Below are 21,768 nucleotides of genomic sequence, written 5' to 3'. Positions count from 1 at the left end.
CCTCTGGGCTGGGGCCAAAAAGCCGCCCCGCTTTGTTGCTCGTCGGTCACGGGTATATTTCATACCTGCTCCCTCCTCGCGCCTCGCCGGACGGCTTTTTGATCCCCAGCGCGGGTCACGCGGGTTATCCGGATAGGCTCTAAGAGCTTGTCCCGGGGCAGGGATGTGATAGCGTCAACCTTGAGGCAGATGATCGCTGCGGCGACCGCAAGGAAGCCGGAGAGGAAAGTCCGAACACCCTCAGGCAGTCCACCGTGGAGAACACACGGGACGCCATCGGGTAACCGGTGGTGGACGGAGAGTGTCACAGAAAACAAACCGCCCATCCCACAAGGATGGGTAAGGGTGAAAAGGCGGGGTAAGAGCCCACCGCCCTCCGGGAGACCGGGGGGGCACGAAAAACCCTGGATGGTGCAAGGCCGAACAGGGGGGAGGTTGCCTGACCTTCCGCGCAAGCGGAATCCCCCCGGGTAGGCTGCACCCCGCGCAGGCGGGGTCCCGCCGGGCAACCGGCGGGGAGAGAAATGATCATCGAACCGCGTGTGAAACCGCGGGGAACAAAATTCGGCTTATCGCCTCAGTCCACGAAGGGCGGCCCGGAAACGGGCCGCCCTTCTCCGTTTGGGAACGGGGGGATATCCTCTTCCCGATCAAAAGGACTTTAATTTAGGGTTCGGCTAGGCTTAATTAATAGAAATAGGTCAGGGACTGACCTTGGTCACGCGGTAGAATTTGGCGCGGAAATCGCGAGGCTTGTCAAAGACGCTCATGCGCAATCCATTGCCGAGGATGGGAGAGCCCAAGTCCTGCCAACTAAGCGTGTCGTTAGCCAATTGTCTCCACTGAACTTGATAAAGCTGGCCGACCTCCGAATCCCAAGTGATTTCAACGGCCCTGAGTATTTCTGTGTTGAGTGGCACATCATTTTCGGACTGACCAATAAAAAATGCGCGAAGCAAATTCGGCGATTGGAACCTGATGTCGCCTGCAAAAAGAACACGGCTTTTCCGATCGGTTAAGAGACTGTATGCTTCACCCGTCAGTATGATGTTGGCTTTGAGGACATAAGTTGCCGCATCCCAAGCATCAATATGGCCGGATGTGTGGGTGGCAAAAAGAGTGGAGCCGTCGGCGCTATACGTAACAGATCTCGGATAGGCTCCTGTATTGAATGTGCCGAAGCTGGAGGTTGGATTTGTGGAGCTAAGTTTGTCTACGCTATAAGGCGCGCCCGAGGCAAATGTGATGAATTGGCCGTCGGCGCTGAGTGCAAAATCGGAGCCGTTGGAACCATAGGTGCCAGAACTTGAAACCGTTGCGGGCCATTGGGTGACGTCCAGTTTGTACCAAGTGGAGGGACTGAGGCCGCTTTGGTAATAGAAAAGTGTTTTTCGGTCAGGACTGAGGGCAATTTTACCTGAGTAGATAAATACTCCGGATGGTGCCCCACTGAGGACCGCTCCCGTTTCAGTGTTGTATGCCCTGATTTGATTTTCGCGTGTATAAACTATTTTATCTGAGCCGGCTGCCACATCATAACAATTTTGGGTGGTTGCGATGTAACCGAGTAGTGTGAATGTCTGTAGATCAATTTTGGCGATGCCTTGGGTGGTGGATCCTGAATTGGCTACAAAGAGCAAATTTCCATCTTGGGTGACATCCAGGGCAGCTGGATTGCTTCCGCAATAAATGGTGGCGATTACTTCAAGTGTATTTGTGTCAATTGCTGCCACACTGTTAGTTTCGGGAACCGTGCAATACATAATGTCTCGAATCGGATCCCGGACCATATCGCCGGCGGCAAAGTTGTAAGTTTTAAGCAAGGTGCCGTAAGAAGCTAATGCATGGAACAAAGGCAGGACGAGTAAAGCACACAGGATTGTTGGCCTCATGGACCGACGTTGCAGAAGCTTCCCGGATTTTCAAGTTGAAACAGGTGGAGGTGTTAGAAAAATCTTCATGCGGAATATGTTCATATCTGAATACAAAAATTCTCGGGATCCAATCTTCAAGCCGTATTTGTTTAGTCGCCCATTTGCTTCTGCATATTTTTGCATTTTCAGTGATATTCTCAAGTGATTGATCGACAAAAAGGTAATCAAAAAAAACAATTGCGTGTAATACAATCAAGGCATGGAATAGTAGTTCAATAGTTGAGTTCCAGCAGCGGAGCGCTGGGTGCCGCTTGGAGGGTTGTCCTCTCATAGTTTTATCGACCGGTGATTGATCGGGCCGGGGCGTGTAAGGATAAACTGAAAGCGGACAGCTGATGGCCGACAGCAAGGAAGAAGGATTTCTCTGTCTAATATGGAGGAAAGTGGAAAGCTGTAATTTCAAACCTCCCCGTGAGGGCGTTGCCCGACGGGGCCTTCGGGAAACTTGAACGGGGATGGAGAGAACGAGCACGAGAGCGAGTAAGAGGACGAGAGGAAATGGGGGAGGCGGTGGACGGACGACTGATTACGGTGGCCGAAAAGCTGAAAGCTGACGGCCGATAGCTGATAGCTAAAACCGACCGTTGATGACACGAGAGGGCTCTTACTCTTCTTGCCCGTAGGAACGCTCGACGCGTTCGGCGACGTCTTTGAACTGGGAGTCGACTTCGTAGATTTCCTTGAACTGCTCCAGGCCCTCGTCCTTCTTGCCGGATTCCTCCAGCACGCACCCGAGGTTGTAGACGATTTCTTTCTTGAGCCCGTCCATGCCGAGGATTTCCGACTTGGCGGTCTGGAACTGGCGGACGGCGAAGTCGAGCATTTTGCGCTTCCAGAAGGAGATACCGAGGAGGTTGTAGGCCTGGTGGCGGACGTTGGGTTGTTTGAGCGCGAGTTGGAGTTCGGGCTGGGCCTCTTTGTATTGCCCGGCGTGGACGAGGGCCCGGCCGAGTTCGAAGCGGAGGTTGAGGTCGTTGGGGTAGCGCTTGACCCGTTCCTGGGCGCTTTCCAACTCGAAGCCGGCACGTTGTTGCCGGAGGGCGTCCAATTCGGCCTGGATGGCGGGTTTCTCTTCCTCCTCGGCGGTGAGCAGACGGGCTTCCAGTTCCTTGACGACGACTTCCTGCTGGCGGACCCGGATCTTGTGGATGCGTTTTTCCAGTTCGGGGTCGGCCTGGTTGGAAAGGTGGAAGGCCCACTCGAAGAAGGTGAGGGCGTTGGCCAGGTCCTCGCGCCGGTCATAGAGATCGCCAATCTGTTTGACGATGTTCAGGTTGTTGGGGTTCTCGTTGTATTGGGGAATGAGCTCGGCCAGTTGGGCGTCGATGGCCTCGTCCGACTTGACCACGCGGGATTGTTGTTCGAGAAGTTTGGCCTGGTCGGCATCCTTGAGTTGGTTGCGGAAATCGCTTTCCTGGTCCCATCCGCCCTTGGAGGAGGCCTGCATGGCGCTGCAATCCTTGAGGCCTTTGAGGGCCTCGCCGTCGGTGGGGGCGATTTCGTTGGCCTTTTGATAGGTCACGAGGGCGCGGTCGATCATGCCGGCGCGGATGTAGGCCTGGCCGAGTTGTTTCAGGGCGGCCACGTCGTCGGGCTTGGCGTCGCGCAGGGTTTCGAAGGCCAGGATGGCGATGCCCGGGAAGCCCGCGGCATCGCCGGCTTCGGCCAGCAGCTGGTTGGCCTGGCCGTTGGTGGGTTCGATGGCGAGGGCTTCCTCGGCCACTTCGAGGGCCTCGAGGGGATTTTTTTTCAGGGCGTTGCGGCCCTTGATGAGCAGGGGTTGCATCTTGACCGCGCTCATGCCGCGGGCGAGGGAAGAGGCGCCGCGGAACTTGACCAAGGTGTTGGCGCGGAGCAGGCGGCGGACCTCGAGGTTGCCGGGGACGTCATGGACGAGCTGGCCAAGGAGGGAAATGGCGTAGTCGTGGTTGTTGCGATCGGAGGCCTCCTTGGCCTTGAGGAAAAGGGAGCGCTGTTCGGGAGAAAGAGTCTGGGCCGTTCCGGAAGACATGGAGGGGAAGGATAAAGAGGGCCGGGAAGGTGCAAAGTACATTTTTGTGGGAGGCAAGGAGCGAGAAAGAACAGGAAAGACCGATCTGTGGAACGAAAGTGCTTGCCCGGGCCGGGGGGGCTCCTTAAACCGGGTCGTCATGAACGCTTGGCTGACGTTGTTGGGAACGGGGATCGCTTCGTTCCTGGTGGGAGGCATTCCATTCGGCTATCTGGCGGGGAGGATGCGGGGGATTGATTTGCGGGTGGCCGGAAGTGGCAACATCGGCGCGACCAACGCCATCCGGGTGCTGGGCAAGGCCTGGGGCATTCCGGTGTTTCTCCTGGATGTGCTCAAGGCCTTCGTGCCGCTGGTGCTGGTACAGCATTGGGCCGGGAACCATCCCGACCTTTACCCGCTGGAGGCGCAGGTTGTGTTGATCATCGTGGCGATGGGTGCGGTGCTGGGACACAATTTTTGTCCCTATCTGGGTTTCAAAGGCGGGAAGGGGATGGCGACTTCGGCGGGCGTGTTGCTGGCCTTGCTTCCGTGGAGTTGTCTGGCCTGTTTCATCATGTTCTGGATTTTTTTCGGTCTGACGCGGTACGTTTCAGTGGCCTCGATCGCGGCCTCGGTGACCCTGCCCATCTCGGCCTTTCTCTTTTATCCGCACAAGGGTTGGTTCTGTGCCATGGCCCTGATTTTGGGAGTGATGGCGGTTTGGCGGCACCGGTCGAATATCCAGCGCCTGCGAAACGGGACGGAATTGCGCTTCGGGCAGAAGAAAGAAACGGCGGAGCCGGCACCATGAGGGTCACGATCATCGGCAAAGGGGCCTGGGGAAGTGCCTTCGGGAAACTGCTGGAGCGTAACGGGCATGAGGTGGGCTTTCTCGAGCGGGAACACACCAGTTGGCCTCCGGCTGGTCCGGGCGATCTGGTGGTTCTGGCGTTGCCTTGCCAGAGCCTGCGCGCGCGCTTGGGTTCCCTGCAGCATCCCGGTGTGCCGGTCATCAGCCTGATCAAAGGACTGGAAATTGCCACCCGGCTGCGCGTGAGCCAGATCGTGGAGCAAGTCTGGCCGGGCTCGCCTTTGGCCTCGGTTTCGGGACCGAGTTTTGCTTCGGAAGTCCAAACCGGGGCTCCGACCGCGGCGGTGGTGGCCTCGCTCGACCCGGCACTGGCCGCGCGGGTGCAGGAAATGGCCCACCAGACCACCTTCCGCCTCTACCGCAGCAACGATCTGGTCGGGGTGGAGCTCGGCGGGGCCCTGAAGAATGTCTACGCATTGGCGGGAGGGATGTGTGAGGGTTTGGGCATTGGCGAAAACGGCCTGGCCGGTCTCATGACCCGGAGCCTGGCCGAAATGGTGCGGGTGGTCGGGGTTTCCGGGGGCCGGATGGAGACGGTGTTCGGCCTCGGGGGCATGGGTGACCTGATCCTCACCGCCTACAGCGGACAAAGCCGCAATCACCAGGTGGGAGTCGCCCTGGGACGCGGCCGCGAATTGGGCGAGATTCTCGACCACTTGGGCGGCACGGCGGAAGGGGTGCCCACTTCCAAGGCCCTTTATGAAATTGTGACCGAACACCGGATCAAGGCCCCGATCGCGACCGAGATCTATCAGGTCTTGTACGGGGGCAAACGTGTGGCCGAGGGCATGCGTTCCCTGCTGACCCGTTCGGTCGACGAAGAATGACCGCGGGCAGGGGACCAAAAATCCCGCTTTTCAGAACCGGGCGTTGCGGTAGTTTTCCACGATGATCACCCGGCTTCTGCACACGCGCTATCGCGTCAACGACCTGGAAAAAACCGCCTCATTCTACAAGGATGTGCTTGGTTTGCAGGAACTTCGACGCCACAAATCGCCCCGGGGCTCGGAACTGGCCTTCTTCAAGGCCCCCGGGAGCGAGGAAGAAATCGAAATCTGTAGTTTTCCCTCCAGCGGACCGGTGCAGGTCCAGGCCGACCTGACGCATCTGGCCTTCGAGGTCGAGGACTTGGAAGCCTTCGCCCGGCACGCCACCGCCAAGGGCTACCCGCTCTCCGATGGTCCGACCCGGACAAGCTCCGGCAGCACCATTGCCTTCATCGATGCGCCCGAGGGTTACGAAATCGAATTGATCGAACGTCGCAAGTCCTGAATCCCCATGCAACGCCCCTTGATCGTCGCCCCTTCGATGCTCGCCGCCGACCTCGGTGCGATGGGCCCGGAAGCACGCCGTGCCGTCGAGGGCGGGGCGGATTGGCTGCATGTCGACATCATGGACGGGCATTTCGTGCCGAACATATCGTTCGGCGTGGACATGCTCCCCATGCTCCGGCGCTACAGTCCGGAAGTGCCGTTGGATGTGCACCTCATGATCTCGCAGCCGGACCGTTACGCCCGCGCCTTCATCGAGGCCGGGGCGGATGTGTTGACCGTGCACCTGGAATCCGACCACAACGTGACCAAGACCCTGAAAATGATCCGCGACATGGGCTGCAAGGCGGGACTGGCCATCAATCCCCTGACTTTGGTGGAACACACGTACCCCCTGCTGCCCTACATCGATCTGTTGCTTTGCATGACGGTCAACCCGGGTTTCGGTGGACAGACGTTCATCATCGAGGTTCTGGAAAAAGTGCGCTCGGCGCGCAAATACATTCTGGACCGCAACCTCAATGTCGACATCGAGGTCGACGGCGGGGTCAACCTCATCACGGCGGGTCCCTCCGTCACGGCTGGCGCCAATGTTTTGGTGGCGGGCACCGCGCTCTTCAAGCACGAGGACATGGGCGCGGCCATCCGTGAGTTCCGCTTCCGGGCCACCGAGGCCGGCTCGGCCGGTTGAAATCCACTTCGATCTTTTCTCCATTTGTTCAACTTCCCGAATCTCCCGACATGAATCCCCCCCTGACCCGTAATTTTTGCATCATCGCCCACATCGACCACGGCAAGACCTCGCTGTCCGACCGACTCCTGCTGCACACCAACACCATCTCCACCCGGGAGATCCAGGACCAGCATCTGGATTCGATGGACCTGGAACGGGAGCGGGGCATCACCATCAAGGCCCACCCGGTGACCATGTCCTACAAGTCGAAGGACGGAAACACCTACCGCCTCAATCTCATAGATACCCCCGGCCACGTCGACTTTTCCTACGAGGTCTCGCGCAGCCTGGCCGCCTGCGAGGGGGCGGTGTTGATCGTCGATGCCGCCCAGGGTGTCGAGGCCCAAACCGTGGCCAACCTCCACCTGGCCAACCAGCAGAAGCTGACCATCATCCCGGTCATCAACAAAATCGACCTGCCGAATTCCGACATCCCCACGGTCAAGAAGCAGATCGAGGACATCCTGGCCATCCCGGCGGACGAGGCCATCCTGGCCAGCGCCAAGCAGGGGATCGGCATCGAGGACATCCTGGAGGCCATCATCCAGCGCGTCCCTCCGCCCCCGGCCATGGAAGACGACCGCCTGCGCGTACTGGTGGTCGATTCGGTCTTTGATGGCTACCGCGGGGTCATCGCCTACATCCGGGTCTTCTCGGGCGAACTCCGTGCCGGGACCAACATCACGCTGATGCACACCAACCAGCGGTATGACGTCAAGGAAGTGGGTCTCTTCAATCCCAAGCCCGTCGTGACCGACGTCCTGCGCGCGGGCGATTCCGGCTATGTGGTGGCCAACATCAAGACCACGGCCGAATTGAAGATCGGCGACACCATCACCGGTTCGGCCCACCCGGTGGAAAAACCCCTGCCCGGATTCAAGGAAGTCCACCCCATGGTCTATTCCGGGGTCTATCCGATCAATACCGCCGACTTCGAAAAACTCAAATACGCCCTGGCCAAGCTCCAGCTCAACGATTCGGCCCTCATTTACACCAGCGAAAGCTCGGTCGCCCTTGGCTTCGGCTTCCGCTGCGGATTCCTCGGCCTCCTGCACATGGAAATCGTCATGGAACGCCTGCGCCGGGAGTACGACATGGACATCATCTCGACCTACCCGAGCGTGGTCTACCACGTGTTGAAGACCAACGGCGAGATGATCGAAGTGGACAACCCCTCGCAGCTCCCCGATCCCTCGGTCATCGAGGAAATCCGCGAGCCCATGGTCAAGGTCTTCCTGCTTTGCCCGACCGAGTGCATCGGCGACATCCTCCAATTGGTGCGGGAAAAGCGGGGGGATGTCGAACACACCGAAACCCTGGATTCGCGCCGGGTCATGCTGACCATCCCGATCCCGCTGAACGAGATCCTGGTGGATTTCAACGACAAGATCAAAACCATCACCCGGGGTTACGGCTCGATGGACTACGAGTTTTCGCCCTATAAGGCCGACGATCTGGTCAAATTGGACATCCTGGTCAACGGCGAGCCCATGGACGCCTTTTCCACCATCGTCCACCGGGACAAGGCGGCCTACCGCGGTCGGGTCCTCACGGCCAAGTTGAAGGAAGTGATCCCAGCCCAGCTCTTCAAGGTGGCCCTGCAAGCGGCGATCGGCGGGAAGATCGTCGCCCGTGAGGACGTCAAAGTGGTGGGCAAGAACGTCATCGCCAAGTGCTATGGCGGCGACATCACCCGCAAGCGCAAGCTTTTGGAGAAACAGAAGGAAGGGAAGAAGAAGATGAAGCAGTTCGGCAAGGTCAACATCCCGCAGGAAGCCTTCCTGAATGTGCTCAAGTCGTCCTGATCGAAGCGCTTCACCCCGAGCTGATTGGACCCGTTATTATGAGTTTCAAGAAACAAGCCAAAGAGCTTTTACACTTTCTCAGTAAAAAGGTGGCCTACAAGCGCGACCTGTTGAAGCCCAACAAGTTGGAGCAGGCGGAGGCCCTGCTGAAAGAACTCAAGGATCTGGCGGGAGTTTCGCGGCCCTCGCAGGCGGAGCAGACCCGCCTGGGCAAAATCTCCCGAGAAATCGAAGGCATCTTCCCCTCGCGTCCCGGCTGGGACGGCTGGGCCGAGAATGTCGAGGTGGTGTTCGTGGCGGTGGTCCTGGCCCTGGCCTTGCGGACGTATTTCCTCCAGCCGTTCAAGATCCCGACTGATTCGATGAAGCCGACGCTGTGGGGCATTTACACCCAGCCCGAGGCGGCTCCGGCGCCCAATCCCTTGGTTCAGGTGGCCGACTTTTTCATCCGCGGGCGGACCTGGCACACGGTGGTCGCGAGCGAGCGGGAGACGCTGCAGGGCTTGAATGAAGAAAAGCTGTTCGGCATCCCCTTCATCACCGTGACCCGCTTTGTCACGGACCGGGGTAGTCATCTGGTATGGGCCACCTATGATCAAGTACTCAAAGGCGCCCCCGAACTGCTCACCCGGCGCCAAGAGGGCCGCCTGACCTTTGAACCGGGCGAGGTGATCGCCCGTTTCAGCGTAGCCACCGGCGACCATGTTTTCGTCAACAAGTTCATCTACCATTTCCGCAAAGCCAGGGCCGGGGAGGTCTTCGTCTTCACCACGCACGACATCGATTACATCAGCCAAGGCAACCGCGCTTCCGGGATGGATTTCGACCAGTTCTACATCAAGCGGTGTGTCGGCGCCCCCGGTGACCGTCTCCAGGTCGACCCACCGCATCTGATCCGCAACGGCGAGATTATGCGCGCCAATCCCGTCTTCGACCGGATCTACAGCCTGAAGGACGGCTACCGGGGCTATGGTTTGATGGAACCGCACATGGCGGAAAAGGGACAGACCGTGCACCTGGGACCGGACCAGTATTGGGCCATGGGCGACAACAGCTACAACAGCTCGGACAGCCGTCGATGGGGCCATGTGCCGCGGGAGAACCTGGTTGGCACCGGTTTCATCGTCTATTGGCCCTTCACCCAAAGGTGGGGCCTGATTCGCTGAGGGTTGATGCCTTGGGTGAACTACGGGCTGGGGACGCCCGTTTCCCACGCAACCGCCACCATCTTCAAGCGTTCGATCAGCGTCAAATCGCAGTGGACCCAGGTGCCGACGGATTTGGACTTAACGCTACAGAAATGATAGGTATGTAGTTGACATAGTGGTGCTTCAGGCGCGCCGACTGATACGATGGTCCCGTCGGGTCCTCGGACCCGGGACCCCGGGGCATGAACTTACGCTACTTGCGGGCGGCGCGTGTTTTGTCATGATACGTCGGCATGCCCACCCTGCGTCTGGTTGTTGCCTTGCCCTTTTTACTTGCCCCTTGGCTCGCCGCAGCAACCACCGGCTCCACCATCCTCTGGTATGACCAGCCGGCACCGACCGGAACCCCGGATGGGGGGAGCGATGGCAAACGCACCTGGCCTATTTTTGAGCAACCCAACCCGAAGAATTGGGCGGGCGGATCTCCCTACATGACCGAGGCTTTGCCGGTCGGCAATGGCCGGGTCGGAGCCATGGTTTTCGGCGGCACCGCGCTGGAACGCCTGATGGTCAACGAAATCAGTTTGTGGACCGGCGATGAGAATCCGAGCGGGGTTTATGAGACCATGGGTGCTTATCAGCCCCTGGGGAATCTGTGGCTGACACAGCCCGGACATGAGGGAGCCGGCGAATACCGCAGGGATCTGGACCTGAAGGAAGCGATGGCGAGGGTGAGTTACCGGGCGAACGGGGTGCGCTACACCCGGGAATTGATCGCGAGCGCCCCGGCTCATGTCTTGGCGTGGCGATTGACCGCCGACCAACCGGGAAAACTCACGGGAAACCTCACCTGGCAGTCCGCCACCCCGGTGGAATCCTCGATCCAAGACCGGCGGATCATGGCGACCGGGCAACTGCCCAACGGACTGCGGTTCGCGACCGGACTGGAAATCGCGCCCGAGGGCGGGACTGTGGAGTCGGGGGACCAAGGGCTTTCTTTCCGGAACTGCGACAGCCTCGTGGTCTATATCACGGCGGCGACGGACTACGCCATGGATGTGAGCAAAGGCTACCGGAGCGGAAACGATCCCGCCCTCTCGGTGAGGAACACACTGAAGGCCGCCGTCGGAGAAGGATGGGATAAGGTGCGGGCGGCCCAGGCCCGGGATCATCAGGCCTTTTTCAACCGGGTGCGGCTGGATCTGGGTAGCGCCAATGGGGCCCAGAATACGATTCCGACGGACAAACGCCGCCGACAACCGGCACAGGCCGATCCGGAGATGGAGGCGCTCCTGTTCAACTATGGCCGTTATCTGCTGATCAGTTGTTCCCGCCCCGGGTCGTTGCCGGCCAATCTCCAGGGAATGTGGAATGATGTGCGGGTTGCCCCATGGTACAGCGATTACCACACGAACATCAACGTGCAGATGAACTACTGGCCGGCGGAAGCCACCCATCTCCCGGAAATCCACACGCCGCTCCTCGACCTCGTTCTCAGCCAGATCGAACCGTGGCGCAAGGCCACGGCCCTCTCCCCTGATTTCAAGCCGGTCGCCCCCAACACACCTAACGCCGGATGGGCTGTCCGCACTTCCCACAACATCTTCGGCGGCGGCGGCTGGAAATGGGACAAAACCGCCAATGTCTGGTATGCCCACCACTTCTGGGAGCATTACGCGTTCAATCAGGACAAGGAGTGGCTGCGCCGCGTTGGTTGGCCCGTGATGCGCGACCTCGCCGAGTTCTGGCTGGCACGCCTCAAGGCCCTCCCCGACGGCACCCTCGTGGTGCCCGATGGGTGGTCCCCCGAACAGGGCCCCACCGAGGATGGCGTTTCCTACAGCCAGCAGAAAATCTGGAACCACTTCACCAATTGCCTCGACGCCCTCGCCATCCTTGGCGGAGAGGAGGACCTCCGCCAGCGCCTCGCCGACGCCCGGGGCCGCCTGCTGCCCCCGGCGGTCGGCACGTGGGGCCAGCTTTTGGAATGGAGCACGGAAAAAGCCAGGCCCGTCTTCTCCGTCGATGCCCGCTGGGAAAAGTCCGCCGAACCCCTGGTCACGCGCTTCATCGAGGATGCCCGGAAAAATCCCGCTTCCGCCCAAGGACTCGTTTGGGAGCGACTCGGCAAAGACCGCACCGGACGGCTGACGGCCAATCCCCGGGACTTCGCCAGCTTGACCGATGGACTCAACGCCCTCGTCACCGGCCCCGCGCTGATCACGGAACCGGCTTTCGTCCCAATCGCCACCCCCTCCCTGCTCGAACTCCAGAACCGCGCCGACAAAATCCCCGGCATGCAATCGTGGCTGAATTGGAGCCTGCTGACCCGCGCCCTCGGTTTGGGCGGCCTCGTGTCCACCGAGGACACCCCGCTCAACACCCACCGGCACACGTCCCATCTGTTCGCTGTTTATCCCGGACGCCAAATCAGCCCGGAGCAGACCCCCGTACTGGCGGAAGCGGCCCGAATCTCGCTCATCGGCCGCAGCGACAGTGGCAACGTCAACGAATGGGCCTTCGCCTGGCGCACCAACCTCTACGCCCGTCTGCGGGATGGTGACAGTGCCCGCCGCCAAATCGCCGGCTTCATGCGCAGCACCTGTCCCAACCTCTTTGGCTACCATCCGCCGATGCAAATCGATGGGAACTTCGGCATCACCGCCGGAATCTCGGAAATGCTGCTGCAGTCACATGCCGGCGTGATTGATTTCCTGCCGGCGCTGCCGAAGGGCTGGCCGACCGGGTCGGTTGCCGGTCTCCGGGCGAGGGGCGGGGTCACCGTGGATCTCGAGTGGAAGGACGGCCAGTTGACCAAGGCCCGACTTCTTTGCCCTCGTGGCGGTCGTTTCAAGGTCCGGTCCGGCCGGGTCACCGCTGAAGTGGTGCTTGAACCGGACAAGCAGTTCGACTGGGTGCCATCCGGAAACTGACTAAACGGAGTAACCTTCGACCTGAATCAGAGTGCGGAGATCTCGACGCCCCCGTTTGACCATGCCGTTACCGCGTTTAAACCCGTGGGTGCACATCCATCCCGACCTTGGTGAGTTCTGCCTGGCAGATACAGGCCGAACCACCATCGGACACGCGGGGCAGTGACAACAGAGGCAGTCCCATTATGCGAACTGCGAAAACCAGGGCCAAAAACCAAGCGGATCAGGATCGAGAATGCTCCGGCGTGCGGGTGGTCGTCGACCCGGCGGAAATGTGGTTAGCGAGTGATGCCGGGCGGGTCACGGGGTGTTCTTCCCAATAGGGAGGACGGCGTTGACGCGCCTGATCGCGGGCGAGAACACCAAGTCCACCGGTCGGCCGTCCTTGATCCGGCCCTCGACGGTGGTTTTGCCCGCGGCATGCAGACGGAAGCGGGCGTTCCATTGGCTAGGCCAGGCCGGGGCGACATAGACCGAACTGCCGGAGGATTGCAACAGCATGAGCTGGAGGGCATGCATGCCATGACCTCCGTTGTCGAAGTCGGGCGCGTAGTCGTTGCCGATGTTCCAGAATGCCGGAAAGCGGCAACGCGGGTCTTTGTTCGTCAAAGCGAAAAGGGCCCCTTCAGCGGCCGACGCCGTGTCCCCGACGAGGGCGGCCTGGACGGGGTCTTGGTACCAACAACCGGCCCTTTTGAAGCGGCGGAGGCCGAAGTTGTAACGGCCGACCGCCTCTTTCTCCGCGCCCTGTCCCAGAGTGAACAGGCGGAAAGGGTAGATGGCGTAGAGTTCCGGATTCTCCTGGTTGTGTTCCTTCGGATCGATGGCGGACTCGTAGGGCAGTATGCGCGTGTTCGCGCCTTCCTTCCGCATGGGGATCGGGGGTAGGGCATCCCGCATGCTGCGCCACTGGCTTCTGGTTTTTTCCGGCAGACAGGTCGTGGGCAGGGCGATAAGGCGGGGCAGCAGGTAGTGGAGCCCGGCCACGTCGGTTACGGGGTTGCGGGTTTTCCAGAACATTTCCGCCGAATTCGCAGGTTCGATGCGGAGGCGTCCCTCCCCATCGCGGGGGAAATGCTCGCGGAAAAAGGCCAGCCCCAGATCCATCATCGGCACGAGGTATTCGCGTGCGAATTTTTCGTCCTGGGTGTGGTCGAAATAATCGAGCATGAGCGCACCGAGTTCGAGGACCGGTGTGTAGTAGTGGCGTGTGTGGTTGCCTTCCTGTTCCGGCAGCACTCTGGGGAGTCCTCCGGTGAAGGGGGAGGTTTCGGCCAGGTAAGCCCCGGCATGGCCGTAGTGGGCGCGGCAGTCCTTCTCGTTGCGGAAGAGAATGTCGCGGTACATGCGGAAGAAGGGTTGCATGAGGTCGAAATCCCCCGCCGCCATCATCGGCCAGTACATCGGCCGGGTGTTCTGAAACCAGTAATGTCCGCCCCATTGGCGGAAGTCGCCGTTGACCCCGCGTTCCTCGAATTCCCCCGACTTCAAATTCCGCACCTTGGTGGTGTTGTCGAAGTTGAACAACCCGCCGTTGAACTTGATGGGATAGCGCCCGCGTCCCTGGAAGGCCTGGATCTGGCGCGCGAGCAGATAGCCCTGCGTCAGACGACGGGCCGCCTCGTTTCCCTCGACCAAGATGTAGCTCCGGTTCCAGAACTGGTGCCACCATGCCACGTGGGCGGCCCAGTCCGTGGCCCAATCACGCGGGCGGGAGAGCGCGGCGCGTCCGGCGGCCAAGTGCTGCCATGCGGGAACCGATTCGGCCGGGAACGCCGCCGTGGCGATCATCAAACGCTGAACGGACGATGGTTCTGCGGACTCGAGAAGCGAAGGTCCGTTTGTGCGCATGTTCTGCCCGAACACCAGCGCGCCGAATGTCCAATCCTGGAGTTCCGGAATCCGGTAAGGATTCCGGTTTTGGTAACACCAGCCGATCTGGGAAGGCCCGGGTTCGAGCAGGGTGTCTTTCGAGAGAATCAGGCAGTCGTCCCCCTCGGCCGGCTGGAGCGTGTCGCTCCACAGAACTTTCTGGAACTTGAGTGTGCCACGCAGCTCCTCTTTGCGGTAAGTGTCGATTCCGGCCTGCAGGGAGAACGGTTTGGCGGCGTTGAATTCCAGGCGGATCAGGGAGGAATGGGCATCGACCCATGCCCTGAGTGTGGTTCCATCGGCCTGGACCGTGACGGAAGCGGTGGCGAGGTCGTATTCCTGGCGGAAGTGCTGTGGATTGCGGAAAGCCCCGTTGCCCAGTTTGATCCTGATCCTTCCCACCTTGGCCAGGCCGTAGTCGCCGCGATAAAGCACGACATTCTCCGTCCATGCGTCCCCACGGGCGATATAGAGCAGGACATCGCCGGTGGATTTCTCGACCCACAGGTTGATGCCGGTCTCACCATTGCCCAGCGGCATCGATCCCGCGGAATCGGCGCTGGGAGATTCCCAAACCACGTTGTATGGGGCCAGATCGGCGGGTCCGATGTCAGCGGATTGTGCCTTGGGGACCGCCACCAAGGCGCTGGCCGCGAGCAAACCAAGGCAGAGGGCGCGCCAGACTGGGGTTCGTCCGCAGTGGCGCGCGAATGCGCCACGGGGGGAGGTGAGCGGAAACGGATCCACGGAGTCCGGTTTATGGCCGAGCCTGTAGGCAGGCAATACCAATTGATCCGGACAGAGCGTCGCACTATAGGGGCCACCCTCATGCCGCCCATGGGAATCCTGGATGGGCGGGTCGGGATGCGGAGGGGCAGGGGATGCTTTGCCGCGGCTATGCGCAGACCAGTGAGATACGCGTGCGGCATCCTCCCGAGGGCACTTTTGAAATGACGCCAGAGAGTCGAGAAGCCTGACTTGATTCAGGATCGATTCGACAAGGGCTGGCTCCGGGGTTTGGTTCAGCGAAGTGTCCCGGCGGTGCGGCTTCCGACCGGCAGACCCATCAGGTTTGTCCGTGCCATTGCGGTGTCTGTCAGCCGATCCTTGTCCGCCCGGTAACCGCCTGTTAACGTGTCACTCGCTTCTAGACAGAAGCCGCTCCGGTATTCGCCGTCAAGAGGATCGATGAATTCGTCAGCACTCCTCCCGAGCTTTTTTTGGAACCGAACGTTTCGCCGGGCGTTGGCGCACCCTGGATCTGGATAGTCAGAGAGACCCCTCTCCACAAAAAAGAAGCCCGCCGGGTGGCGGGGCCTCAGGAGTTTAGGAAGTCAACGTGTGCTCAGGAATCCAATTTTTTTGCCCGGCGACGGAGACAGAGCAAGGCCGCCAGACCGCCGAGAACCATCGCATACGTCGAAGGCTCGGGGACGGCGGTGTAGTTCAGGTAAATGTCGTTCCCGCTCTGGCTCCAGGAGAAGCTGGACCCGGCGCGGATACTGGCCAAGGAATTGCTGCCACTGTCCAACGTGAGGGTGATGGTGTCAAAAATGCCCGATGACGCCAACGTCGGGGCATTGGCATTATCATAAACCAGCCACTGGCGGCTGCTATCCCAGAACGTGTCCGACCAGAGAACCGAGGAGCCTGATCCGTTGAAGACCAGCGCGGATGTCGCCCCGCTTTGGATGGTGAGTGTGCCACCGCTGACATCCACGCCATCGAAGCTAATGCCGCGTATGCCCAGCGAATTGTCGTTGGTATTCAGTTCCCAGGTGAAGCTGGATCCCGTGCTTTGGGTCAGGCCTGCGGCGTAGCTGGCCAGGCCGGGGCTGTTGCCGGGCGAAAGATTGCCTCCGCTGCCCACAGTGACCAAAGCGTTGATCGTGCCCGAACCGCCCAGGGTGGCGCCGGTGGCCACGGTCACACCGCTGGTTCCCGAGAGACTGCCATTGATCAGCAAGGTTCCTCCATTCACAGCGGTCGCGCCGGTATAGGTGTTGTTACCCGAGAGGATCTGGGTGCCATTACCAGTTTTGGTCAGCGTCATGCCGGTGGCACCGTTGGTGATGTTTCCGGAGTAGGTCTTGGTCGAGCCCGCGACGGTGTTGAGTGTAAGGCCGGTCACGAGGCTGTAGTTTCCGGTGATCACCGAGGAGAGATTCTTGCTGCCGCTCAGGCCACCGAAGGTGGGGGTCGTGACGCCAGCCGCCAGTGTGATATTGCCGCTTCCTGAGGTGTCGATTGCACTGTTTCGAATCGCGAGATTACTGCCCAAGGCGAGGGTTCCAGCCGAGATCAATGTGTCGCCTTGGAAGAAGGACCTCAAACCGGCCCGGCCCCGAACGCCTACGGGGGAGCCAGACGCCTAGCCCTCCCGCTGACCGTATCGCTCAGTCAATGCGATTTGGTATCAGCCTTTTTTTGTAGGGTGGCACTCCCCTGCCGTGATGGTTGTGGTCGGCGGCAAGGGACTGCCGCCCTACAGGTAGGAGTCTATTTATACCGGAAACGCACTAGAGAGAATGAGAACGATTACGAGAACGAGCGATTGATCAAACAATCATCAATCACTCCAATACTCAGCTCAATCCCTCCAGCCAGGGTTTGATCAGCATATCCATCGTCCGGTTGAGGGCGTGGAAACGTTCGGGATTGGCGGCGAAATGTTCGGGCAATTGGATGTAAGGCCCGGGCTGCCAGTCCTCGGAGTCATCTCCGCAGGCCAGGCCTTCGGCGTTCTCCCCGGTGAATTCGCAGTGGAACTGCAGGGCCAGGACACGTCCGCCCCAGGCGAAGGCTTGGTTCTGGCAGGCCGCCGAAGAGGCCAGCCGCACCGCGCCTTCCGGGAGTTCGAAGGTGTCGCCGTGCCAGTGGAACAGTTCCAAACGTTCCGGCCAATGCCTGCCGAGCGGGTGTTTCTCTGCTCCGGGGGCGCGTGTGATGTCGAACCAGCCGATTTCCTTGTGGGCATTGCGCACCACGCGGGCGCCCAGCACCCTGGCGATCAATTGCCCACCCAGGCAGATACCCAGCAGAGGAACTCCGCTGTCGACACATTGGCGGAGGAAGGCTTTTTCCGGGGCCAGCCAGGGCAGGCGGACTTCTTCGTCGACGTTCATCGGTCCGCCCAGGACCGCGACAAGATCCCAGTGGGCAGGGGGGAGTGCTGATTCGAGATAAACGTGGCAAATCTGGCAGGCGTAACCCTGACGTTGGAGGAAGGGCAGGAGGGCGCCCGGACCTTCAAAGGGGGCGTGTTGGAGGATCAGGGCATTTTTCATCTCATTCAGTCTACCCAAACGGCCCACTCCCGTCTAGAATGCGGCATGCATGAAATGGCCGAACAGGGGCTGAAACGGGCAGATTTTGATTTCCCGACACATGCGCGAAGAAAAATTCTCTGCGTCTTCCCCAAGTATAGCGCGTCATTCGGGACGTTCCAACATGCCTTTCCTCTCATCCCCGGTGTTCGTGCCTTCATGCCGCCCCAAGGATTGCTCCTCATGGCCGCCTTGCTGCCCAAGTCATGGGAGGTGAGGTTCGTTGATGAAAACATCCGCCCTGTGACCGGGGAGGAGTTCCGCTGGTGCGACGCGGTTTTTCTCTCCGGGATGCACATCCAGCGCCCGCACATCGACGACCTCAACCAACGGGCCCACGCCCACGACAAGTTGACCGTTTTGGGAGGCCCCTCGGTATCCTCAGCCCCGGAGTATTACCCAGACATCGATCTGATCCACTGCGGGGAGGCCGGTGACGGCACGATCCGGCTATTCCGCCGACTGGACGCCGGGGTGTCGCGCCCGGAATCCCAGGAAGTCTATCAAACCGTCCACAAGTTGGCCATGGCCGAGATGCCTTCGCCCGCCTACCACCTGGCCAACCTCCCGCAATACCTCCTCGGCAGCGTTCAATTCTCCAGTGGTTGTCCCTTCACCTGCGAGTTTTGCGACATCCCGGCGCTCTACGGACGCAACCCGCGACTGAAGCGACCCGAACAGATCATCGCCGAACTGGACCAGTTGGCCGACGGCGGCGTGGTCTCGGTGTATTTCGTCGACGACAATTTCATCGGCAACCCCAAGGCCACGGAGGAACTGATGCCCCACTTGGTGGCCTGGCAGAAGCGCCGGAGATACCAGGTGCGTCTGTCCTGCGAAGCCACCCTCAACATGTCCCGCTATCCCGACATCCTGTCGCAGATGCGGGAGGCTTTTTTCACCAATGTCTTTTTCGGCATCGAAACCCCCGATCCGGCCGCACTCAAGGCGATGAAGAAAGCACAGAATTTGAGATCGCCCATTGATGAGACCGTGGAGACCTTCAACCGCTACGGGATCGAGGTGGCCTCCGGGATCATCATGGGCCTGGACACCGATACCGACGAAACGGCCCAGGCCATCATCGACTTTGTCAGCCGCACCGGCATCCCCATCCTCACGGTCAACATCCTGTACGCCCTGCCCAAGACGGCCCTGCACGCGCGTCTGGCCCGGGCGGGCCGGTTGGTGTCGGACGAGGGCCGCGATTCCAACATCGCATTTCTGCGGCCCTATGAGCGGGTGGTGGAGGACTGGAGACGGGTCATCCGTCACATCTACGAGCCGGGGGAACTCTACCGCCGATATGAGGCCCAGGCCGAGATCACCTACCGCAACCGTTACGTGCCCCCGGTGGCCGACCAGCTGACCTGGGCCAACCTCAAGCGCTTCATCGGGGTTTCCTGGCGGATGCTTTGGATCGTCGGCGGCAGCGATTACCGCGAGCATTTCTGGGCCATGTTCTGGCGCCAACTTAGGCTGGGGAACATCGAGACAATCATCCAGGTGGGCATGGTCGCCCACCACCTCATCCTCTACGCCCGCGATTGCACCCGCGACCGGATGCAGGCCTCGAATTATTCGGCCAGGAATGTCGCCGCAGTCGGGGATGTGGCGAAGGTTTGAGCGGAGGCCGGAAATGCCGGCAACCCTGTCGGCACTTACTTGGCCAATTGTCGTACCAAAGCCATGGCGCGCCCGGTTTGATCCTCGTCGAGTGTGACGGGGCGCGACTTGATGATGTGAAGGAGGAATCCGGTGATGCGCTTGCGGAGCTTGGGGTCGAAATTTTTCTGGATCCACGAACGCGATGTGCCACCGGGTTTCAGACGCCCGTAGGTGAGGTGGGTGATGTATTGGTGGTGCCTGGCCTCGATTTCCTTCAAGGGGTCGATGGGTTCGGGGGGGAAGCCGTAGTCGCTGCACAGCACCTGGTTGTCAATCCGTTGCTCCGTTTGGAAAAACTCCACCAGCACGCGGGTATGGAGGAAATAAGCCTCGGTCAGTACGTTGTGCAGGAGGCTTTGCGGGCTGTCCATGGGCAGTGAAACGAGCATCTCGATCTCGTACAAGATCTCGTTGAAGACCTTCTGCTTCATTTCCGGGGTGGGTTCGCGAAAATCCATGGCTTTACGATGTGGTGGTTGGCCGATGGGTGACTTTATGCGCAGGCTGAAAAAATGCAACAAGGCTGCGGGTTGGCTCGGAACATGGTGTGGGTTTCTAGTGGAGGGCCCTCACTCTCGTCCTGCGTTGATTATCTGGCTATCAGCCGTTCACCCCATGGTTCATCTGCGGGAGGGGAGGGGGATGGCGACGATGGGTCGACAGCCCCTGAAAAAGGGGGTAAAAGTATTCCCTTAACCAGAATCATGACGAAAAAACATTTGTCCCCCCAGCAACGAGAAGAAGGCCTCGCCGTTCTGAAGAAAAGGTTCGAGCAGAATCCGGTCCGTCACCGGGGCCTTTGTTGGACCAAGGTGTTATCCAAATTGGATGCAAATCCGGAAAAACTTCGCTCACTTTTGGAGATGGAACGCACGGGCGGGGAGCCGGATGTCGTCGGCCAGGACAAGAAGACGGGCGAAATCCTTTTCTACGATTGTTCCGCTGAGACTCCCAAGGGCCGGGTCAGTGTGTGTTATGACCGGGAGGGGTTGGAATCGCGGAAAGAACACAAACCCAAGACCACTGCCATCGATATGGCCGGGGAAATGGGGATCGAACTTTTGACGGAAGAACAGTATTCGCATTTGCAAACGCTGGGTGAATTCGATCGCAAGACATCGAGCTGGATCGCAACCCCGCCGGAGATGCGGAGGCAGGGCGGAGCGCTCTATGCCGAACGCCGCTATGACCGGATTTTCGTCGGCCACAACGGAGCGCAGTCCTACTACGCCATACGGGGGTTTCGGAGCGTGCTGAGGGTTTGACCGCCAGGGATGTCCGAGTTTTCTCGTCAGTGGAGCTTCAGCCACAGCGTCACAGCACCCTCATTTTGGGGGAAATCAGGCAGGGCAGGTTCGTGATGGGTGGTGGCATGGGTTCTGGCCCGCTTGAGGGCGAATTTGGCCATGCGTTCCAAGGAGAATCGGTCGATTTTGGTGCAATTGGTCGAGACGAGGAGCCAGGCCCCGGGGGCAGCCAATTCGAGTGCACTCGCGATGAGGTCCTCCATCTGGTCTTCGACTTTCCATTTGCGGCCCCGGTTTCCAAGGGAGAAGGTCGGGGGATCGAGGATGATGAGGTCGAATTTTTCCCCCCGCTTGTCCAGCCGGGGCAGTACGTCCAGGACATCGTCGGCGATGAATCGGTGGCCGTCGAGGGATAGGCCGTTCAGCTCGAAATTGCCTTTTCCCCGGTCGAGGGATTTTTTTGACAGGTCGAGGCTGAGGGTTTCCGCTCCGGCCACGGCTGCCACTACGGAGAAGGAACAAGTGTAAGCGAATGTATTCAGGGTTTTTTTGCCTTTGATGCCGAGTTGGCGCACGAAGGCCCGGTTGGCACGCTGGTCGAGGAAAAGGCCCGCCGCGTAGCCCGCAGTGAAATCGATGCCATAGCGAACCCCGTTTTCCATGACCACCGTTTCCGGGGAGAGCGCGGCATCGCCTTCCAGCAAAACGGGGGATTGTCGATCGGCGTTCTGTTTGGGCAGGAAGCGGGCGAAGATCCGGTCCGGCTGAAAAAGTGATTTGCCGGGCCAGTCCTTGAGGCCGGACAGGCAAAGTTCGAGGGACTCCTGCGTTTTGTGCGAAATCAGTATGTCCCGGCCGAGCCGCTCAATCCAAGCATCACGGGAAGAAAAGAGCCGGTGGGAGTTGGTTCCGGCCGATTGGAATTCTTCTAAGAGTTCTGCAGAAATCCATTTGTTCATCGCTGCCAGTC

The 21,768-nt window shown here is 60.0% G+C and carries 16 protein-coding genes and 1 other RNA gene; 10 read left to right on the top strand and 7 right to left on the bottom strand.

What is annotated here, in order from left to right; genetic code table 11:
• Window positions 1–177 precede the first annotated feature (177 nt).
• An RNA gene (rnpB, locus tag SFU85_07320) (RNase P RNA component class A) lies at window positions 178–586 on the top strand.
• 115 nt (window positions 587–701) lie between these two features.
• Here rnpB and SFU85_07315 read toward each other — a convergent pair.
• Window positions 702–1,892, bottom strand: a complete 1,191-nt coding sequence (locus tag SFU85_07315; protein ID MDX6766583.1) for a YncE family protein — start codon at window positions 1,890–1,892, stop codon at window positions 702–704.
• Between the two features lie 646 nt (window positions 1,893–2,538).
• Window positions 2,539–3,945 (bottom strand): hypothetical protein, encoded by a 1,407-nt coding sequence (locus SFU85_07310; GenBank protein MDX6766582.1) that lies wholly within the window; start codon window positions 3,943–3,945, stop codon window positions 2,539–2,541.
• Window positions 3,946–4,084: 139 nt separating this feature from the next.
• Here SFU85_07310 and plsY point away from each other — a divergent pair, with 139 nt between their 5' ends.
• The 7 genes from plsY (at window position 4,085) to SFU85_07275 (ending at window position 12,685) form a co-directional block, all read left to right on the top strand.
• Window positions 4,085–4,735 carry a glycerol-3-phosphate 1-O-acyltransferase PlsY gene (gene plsY, locus SFU85_07305; GenBank protein ID MDX6766581.1) on the top strand — a complete coding sequence of 217 codons (651 nt, stop codon included), beginning with the start codon at window positions 4,085–4,087 and terminating at the stop codon, window positions 4,733–4,735.
• On the top strand, window positions 4,732–5,622 hold the full coding sequence (locus tag SFU85_07300; protein ID MDX6766580.1) for an NAD(P)H-dependent glycerol-3-phosphate dehydrogenase: 891 nt from the start codon (window positions 4,732–4,734) through the stop codon (window positions 5,620–5,622). The genes plsY and SFU85_07300 overlap by 4 nt, the downstream gene beginning before the upstream one ends.
• A gap of 61 nt (window positions 5,623–5,683) precedes the next feature.
• Complete coding sequence (locus SFU85_07295; protein ID MDX6766579.1) at window positions 5,684–6,067, top strand: VOC family protein; 384 nt, start codon at window positions 5,684–5,686, stop codon at window positions 6,065–6,067.
• Window positions 6,068–6,073: 6 nt separating this feature from the next.
• Window positions 6,074–6,757: a ribulose-phosphate 3-epimerase gene (gene rpe / locus SFU85_07290; protein ID MDX6766578.1), complete on the top strand. Its 684-nt coding sequence runs from the start codon at window positions 6,074–6,076 to the stop codon at window positions 6,755–6,757.
• Window positions 6,758–6,807: 50 nt separating this feature from the next.
• A complete protein-coding gene (gene lepA / locus SFU85_07285; protein ID MDX6766577.1) occupies window positions 6,808–8,604 on the top strand; it encodes a translation elongation factor 4 in 1,797 nt (598 codons plus the stop codon).
• Window positions 8,605–8,642: 38 nt separating this feature from the next.
• Entirely contained in the window at window positions 8,643–9,770 is a 1,128-nt protein-coding gene (gene lepB, locus SFU85_07280) for a signal peptidase I (GenBank protein MDX6766576.1), read from the top strand.
• Between the two features lie 275 nt (window positions 9,771–10,045).
• The gene (locus SFU85_07275; protein MDX6766575.1) at window positions 10,046–12,685 is read left to right on the top strand and encodes a glycoside hydrolase N-terminal domain-containing protein; all 2,640 of its coding nucleotides are present in this window, start codon (window positions 10,046–10,048) and stop codon (window positions 12,683–12,685) included.
• Between the two features lie 300 nt (window positions 12,686–12,985).
• On the opposite strand, the gene SFU85_07270 is transcribed toward SFU85_07275, so the two are convergent.
• The 3 genes from SFU85_07270 to SFU85_07260 all read right to left on the bottom strand — a co-directional run bounded on the left by SFU85_07270 (window position 12,986) and on the right by SFU85_07260 (window position 17,844).
• Entirely contained in the window at window positions 12,986–15,304 is a 2,319-nt protein-coding gene (locus SFU85_07270; GenBank protein ID MDX6766574.1) for a DUF5703 domain-containing protein, read from the bottom strand.
• A gap of 598 nt (window positions 15,305–15,902) precedes the next feature.
• Window positions 15,903–16,862, bottom strand: a complete 960-nt coding sequence (locus SFU85_07265) for an autotransporter-associated beta strand repeat-containing protein (GenBank protein MDX6766573.1) — start codon at window positions 16,860–16,862, stop codon at window positions 15,903–15,905.
• 280 nt (window positions 16,863–17,142) lie between these two features.
• Window positions 17,143–17,844 (bottom strand): type 1 glutamine amidotransferase, encoded by a 702-nt coding sequence (locus tag SFU85_07260; protein MDX6766572.1) that lies wholly within the window; start codon window positions 17,842–17,844, stop codon window positions 17,143–17,145.
• 198 nt (window positions 17,845–18,042) lie between these two features.
• On the opposite strand from SFU85_07260, the gene SFU85_07255 reads away from it, so the two are divergent.
• Window positions 18,043–19,509 (top strand): B12-binding domain-containing radical SAM protein, encoded by a 1,467-nt coding sequence (locus SFU85_07255; GenBank protein MDX6766571.1) that lies wholly within the window; start codon window positions 18,043–18,045, stop codon window positions 19,507–19,509.
• A 35-nt stretch (window positions 19,510–19,544) separates the two neighbouring features.
• Here SFU85_07255 and SFU85_07250 read toward each other — a convergent pair whose 3' ends face one another.
• The gene (locus tag SFU85_07250) at window positions 19,545–20,009 is read right to left on the bottom strand and encodes a hypothetical protein (GenBank protein ID MDX6766570.1); all 465 of its coding nucleotides are present in this window, start codon (window positions 20,007–20,009) and stop codon (window positions 19,545–19,547) included.
• A gap of 246 nt (window positions 20,010–20,255) precedes the next feature.
• Between SFU85_07250 and SFU85_07245 the strand changes: the two genes are divergently transcribed.
• Window positions 20,256–20,816: a DUF4256 domain-containing protein gene (locus tag SFU85_07245; protein MDX6766569.1), complete on the top strand. Its 561-nt coding sequence runs from the start codon at window positions 20,256–20,258 to the stop codon at window positions 20,814–20,816.
• A 26-nt stretch (window positions 20,817–20,842) separates the two neighbouring features.
• Here SFU85_07245 and SFU85_07240 read toward each other — a convergent pair whose 3' ends face one another.
• On the bottom strand, window positions 20,843–21,757 hold the full coding sequence (locus tag SFU85_07240) for a class I SAM-dependent methyltransferase (GenBank protein ID MDX6766568.1): 915 nt from the start codon (window positions 21,755–21,757) through the stop codon (window positions 20,843–20,845).
• Window positions 21,758–21,768 lie beyond the last annotated feature (11 nt).

The sequence above is a fragment of the Candidatus Methylacidiphilales bacterium genome (assembly GCA_033875315.1).
GTDB lineage: Bacteria > Verrucomicrobiota > Verrucomicrobiia > Methylacidiphilales > CAZTYG01 > JANRJG01.
The sequence above is the reverse complement of the archived record's forward strand: the minus strand, read 5'-3'. Positions and strand labels throughout refer to the sequence as shown.

Excerpts from the sequence above, each read along its gene's own strand:
- SFU85_07315 (MDX6766583.1), bottom strand. The coding sequence starts at position 1,892 with ATGAGGCCAACAATCCTGTGTGCTTTACTCGTCCTGCCTTTGTTCCAT.
- SFU85_07310 (MDX6766582.1), bottom strand. The coding sequence starts at position 3,945 with ATGTCTTCCGGAACGGCCCAGACTCTTTCTCCCGAACAGCGCTCCCTT.
- plsY (MDX6766581.1), top strand. The coding sequence starts at position 4,085 with ATGAACGCTTGGCTGACGTTGTTGGGAACGGGGATCGCTTCGTTCCTG.
- SFU85_07300 (MDX6766580.1), top strand. The coding sequence starts at position 4,732 with ATGAGGGTCACGATCATCGGCAAAGGGGCCTGGGGAAGTGCCTTCGGG.
- SFU85_07295 (MDX6766579.1), top strand. The coding sequence starts at position 5,684 with ATGATCACCCGGCTTCTGCACACGCGCTATCGCGTCAACGACCTGGAA.
- rpe (MDX6766578.1), top strand. The coding sequence starts at position 6,074 with ATGCAACGCCCCTTGATCGTCGCCCCTTCGATGCTCGCCGCCGACCTC.
- lepA (MDX6766577.1), top strand. The coding sequence starts at position 6,808 with ATGAATCCCCCCCTGACCCGTAATTTTTGCATCATCGCCCACATCGAC.
- lepB (MDX6766576.1), top strand. The coding sequence starts at position 8,643 with ATGAGTTTCAAGAAACAAGCCAAAGAGCTTTTACACTTTCTCAGTAAA.
- SFU85_07275 (MDX6766575.1), top strand. The coding sequence starts at position 10,046 with ATGCCCACCCTGCGTCTGGTTGTTGCCTTGCCCTTTTTACTTGCCCCT.
- SFU85_07260 (MDX6766572.1), bottom strand. The coding sequence starts at position 17,844 with ATGAAAAATGCCCTGATCCTCCAACACGCCCCCTTTGAAGGTCCGGGC.
- SFU85_07255 (MDX6766571.1), top strand. The coding sequence starts at position 18,043 with ATGCCGCCCCAAGGATTGCTCCTCATGGCCGCCTTGCTGCCCAAGTCA.
- SFU85_07250 (MDX6766570.1), bottom strand. The coding sequence starts at position 20,009 with ATGGATTTTCGCGAACCCACCCCGGAAATGAAGCAGAAGGTCTTCAAC.
- SFU85_07245 (MDX6766569.1), top strand. The coding sequence starts at position 20,256 with ATGACGAAAAAACATTTGTCCCCCCAGCAACGAGAAGAAGGCCTCGCC.
- SFU85_07240 (MDX6766568.1), bottom strand. The coding sequence starts at position 21,757 with ATGAACAAATGGATTTCTGCAGAACTCTTAGAAGAATTCCAATCGGCC.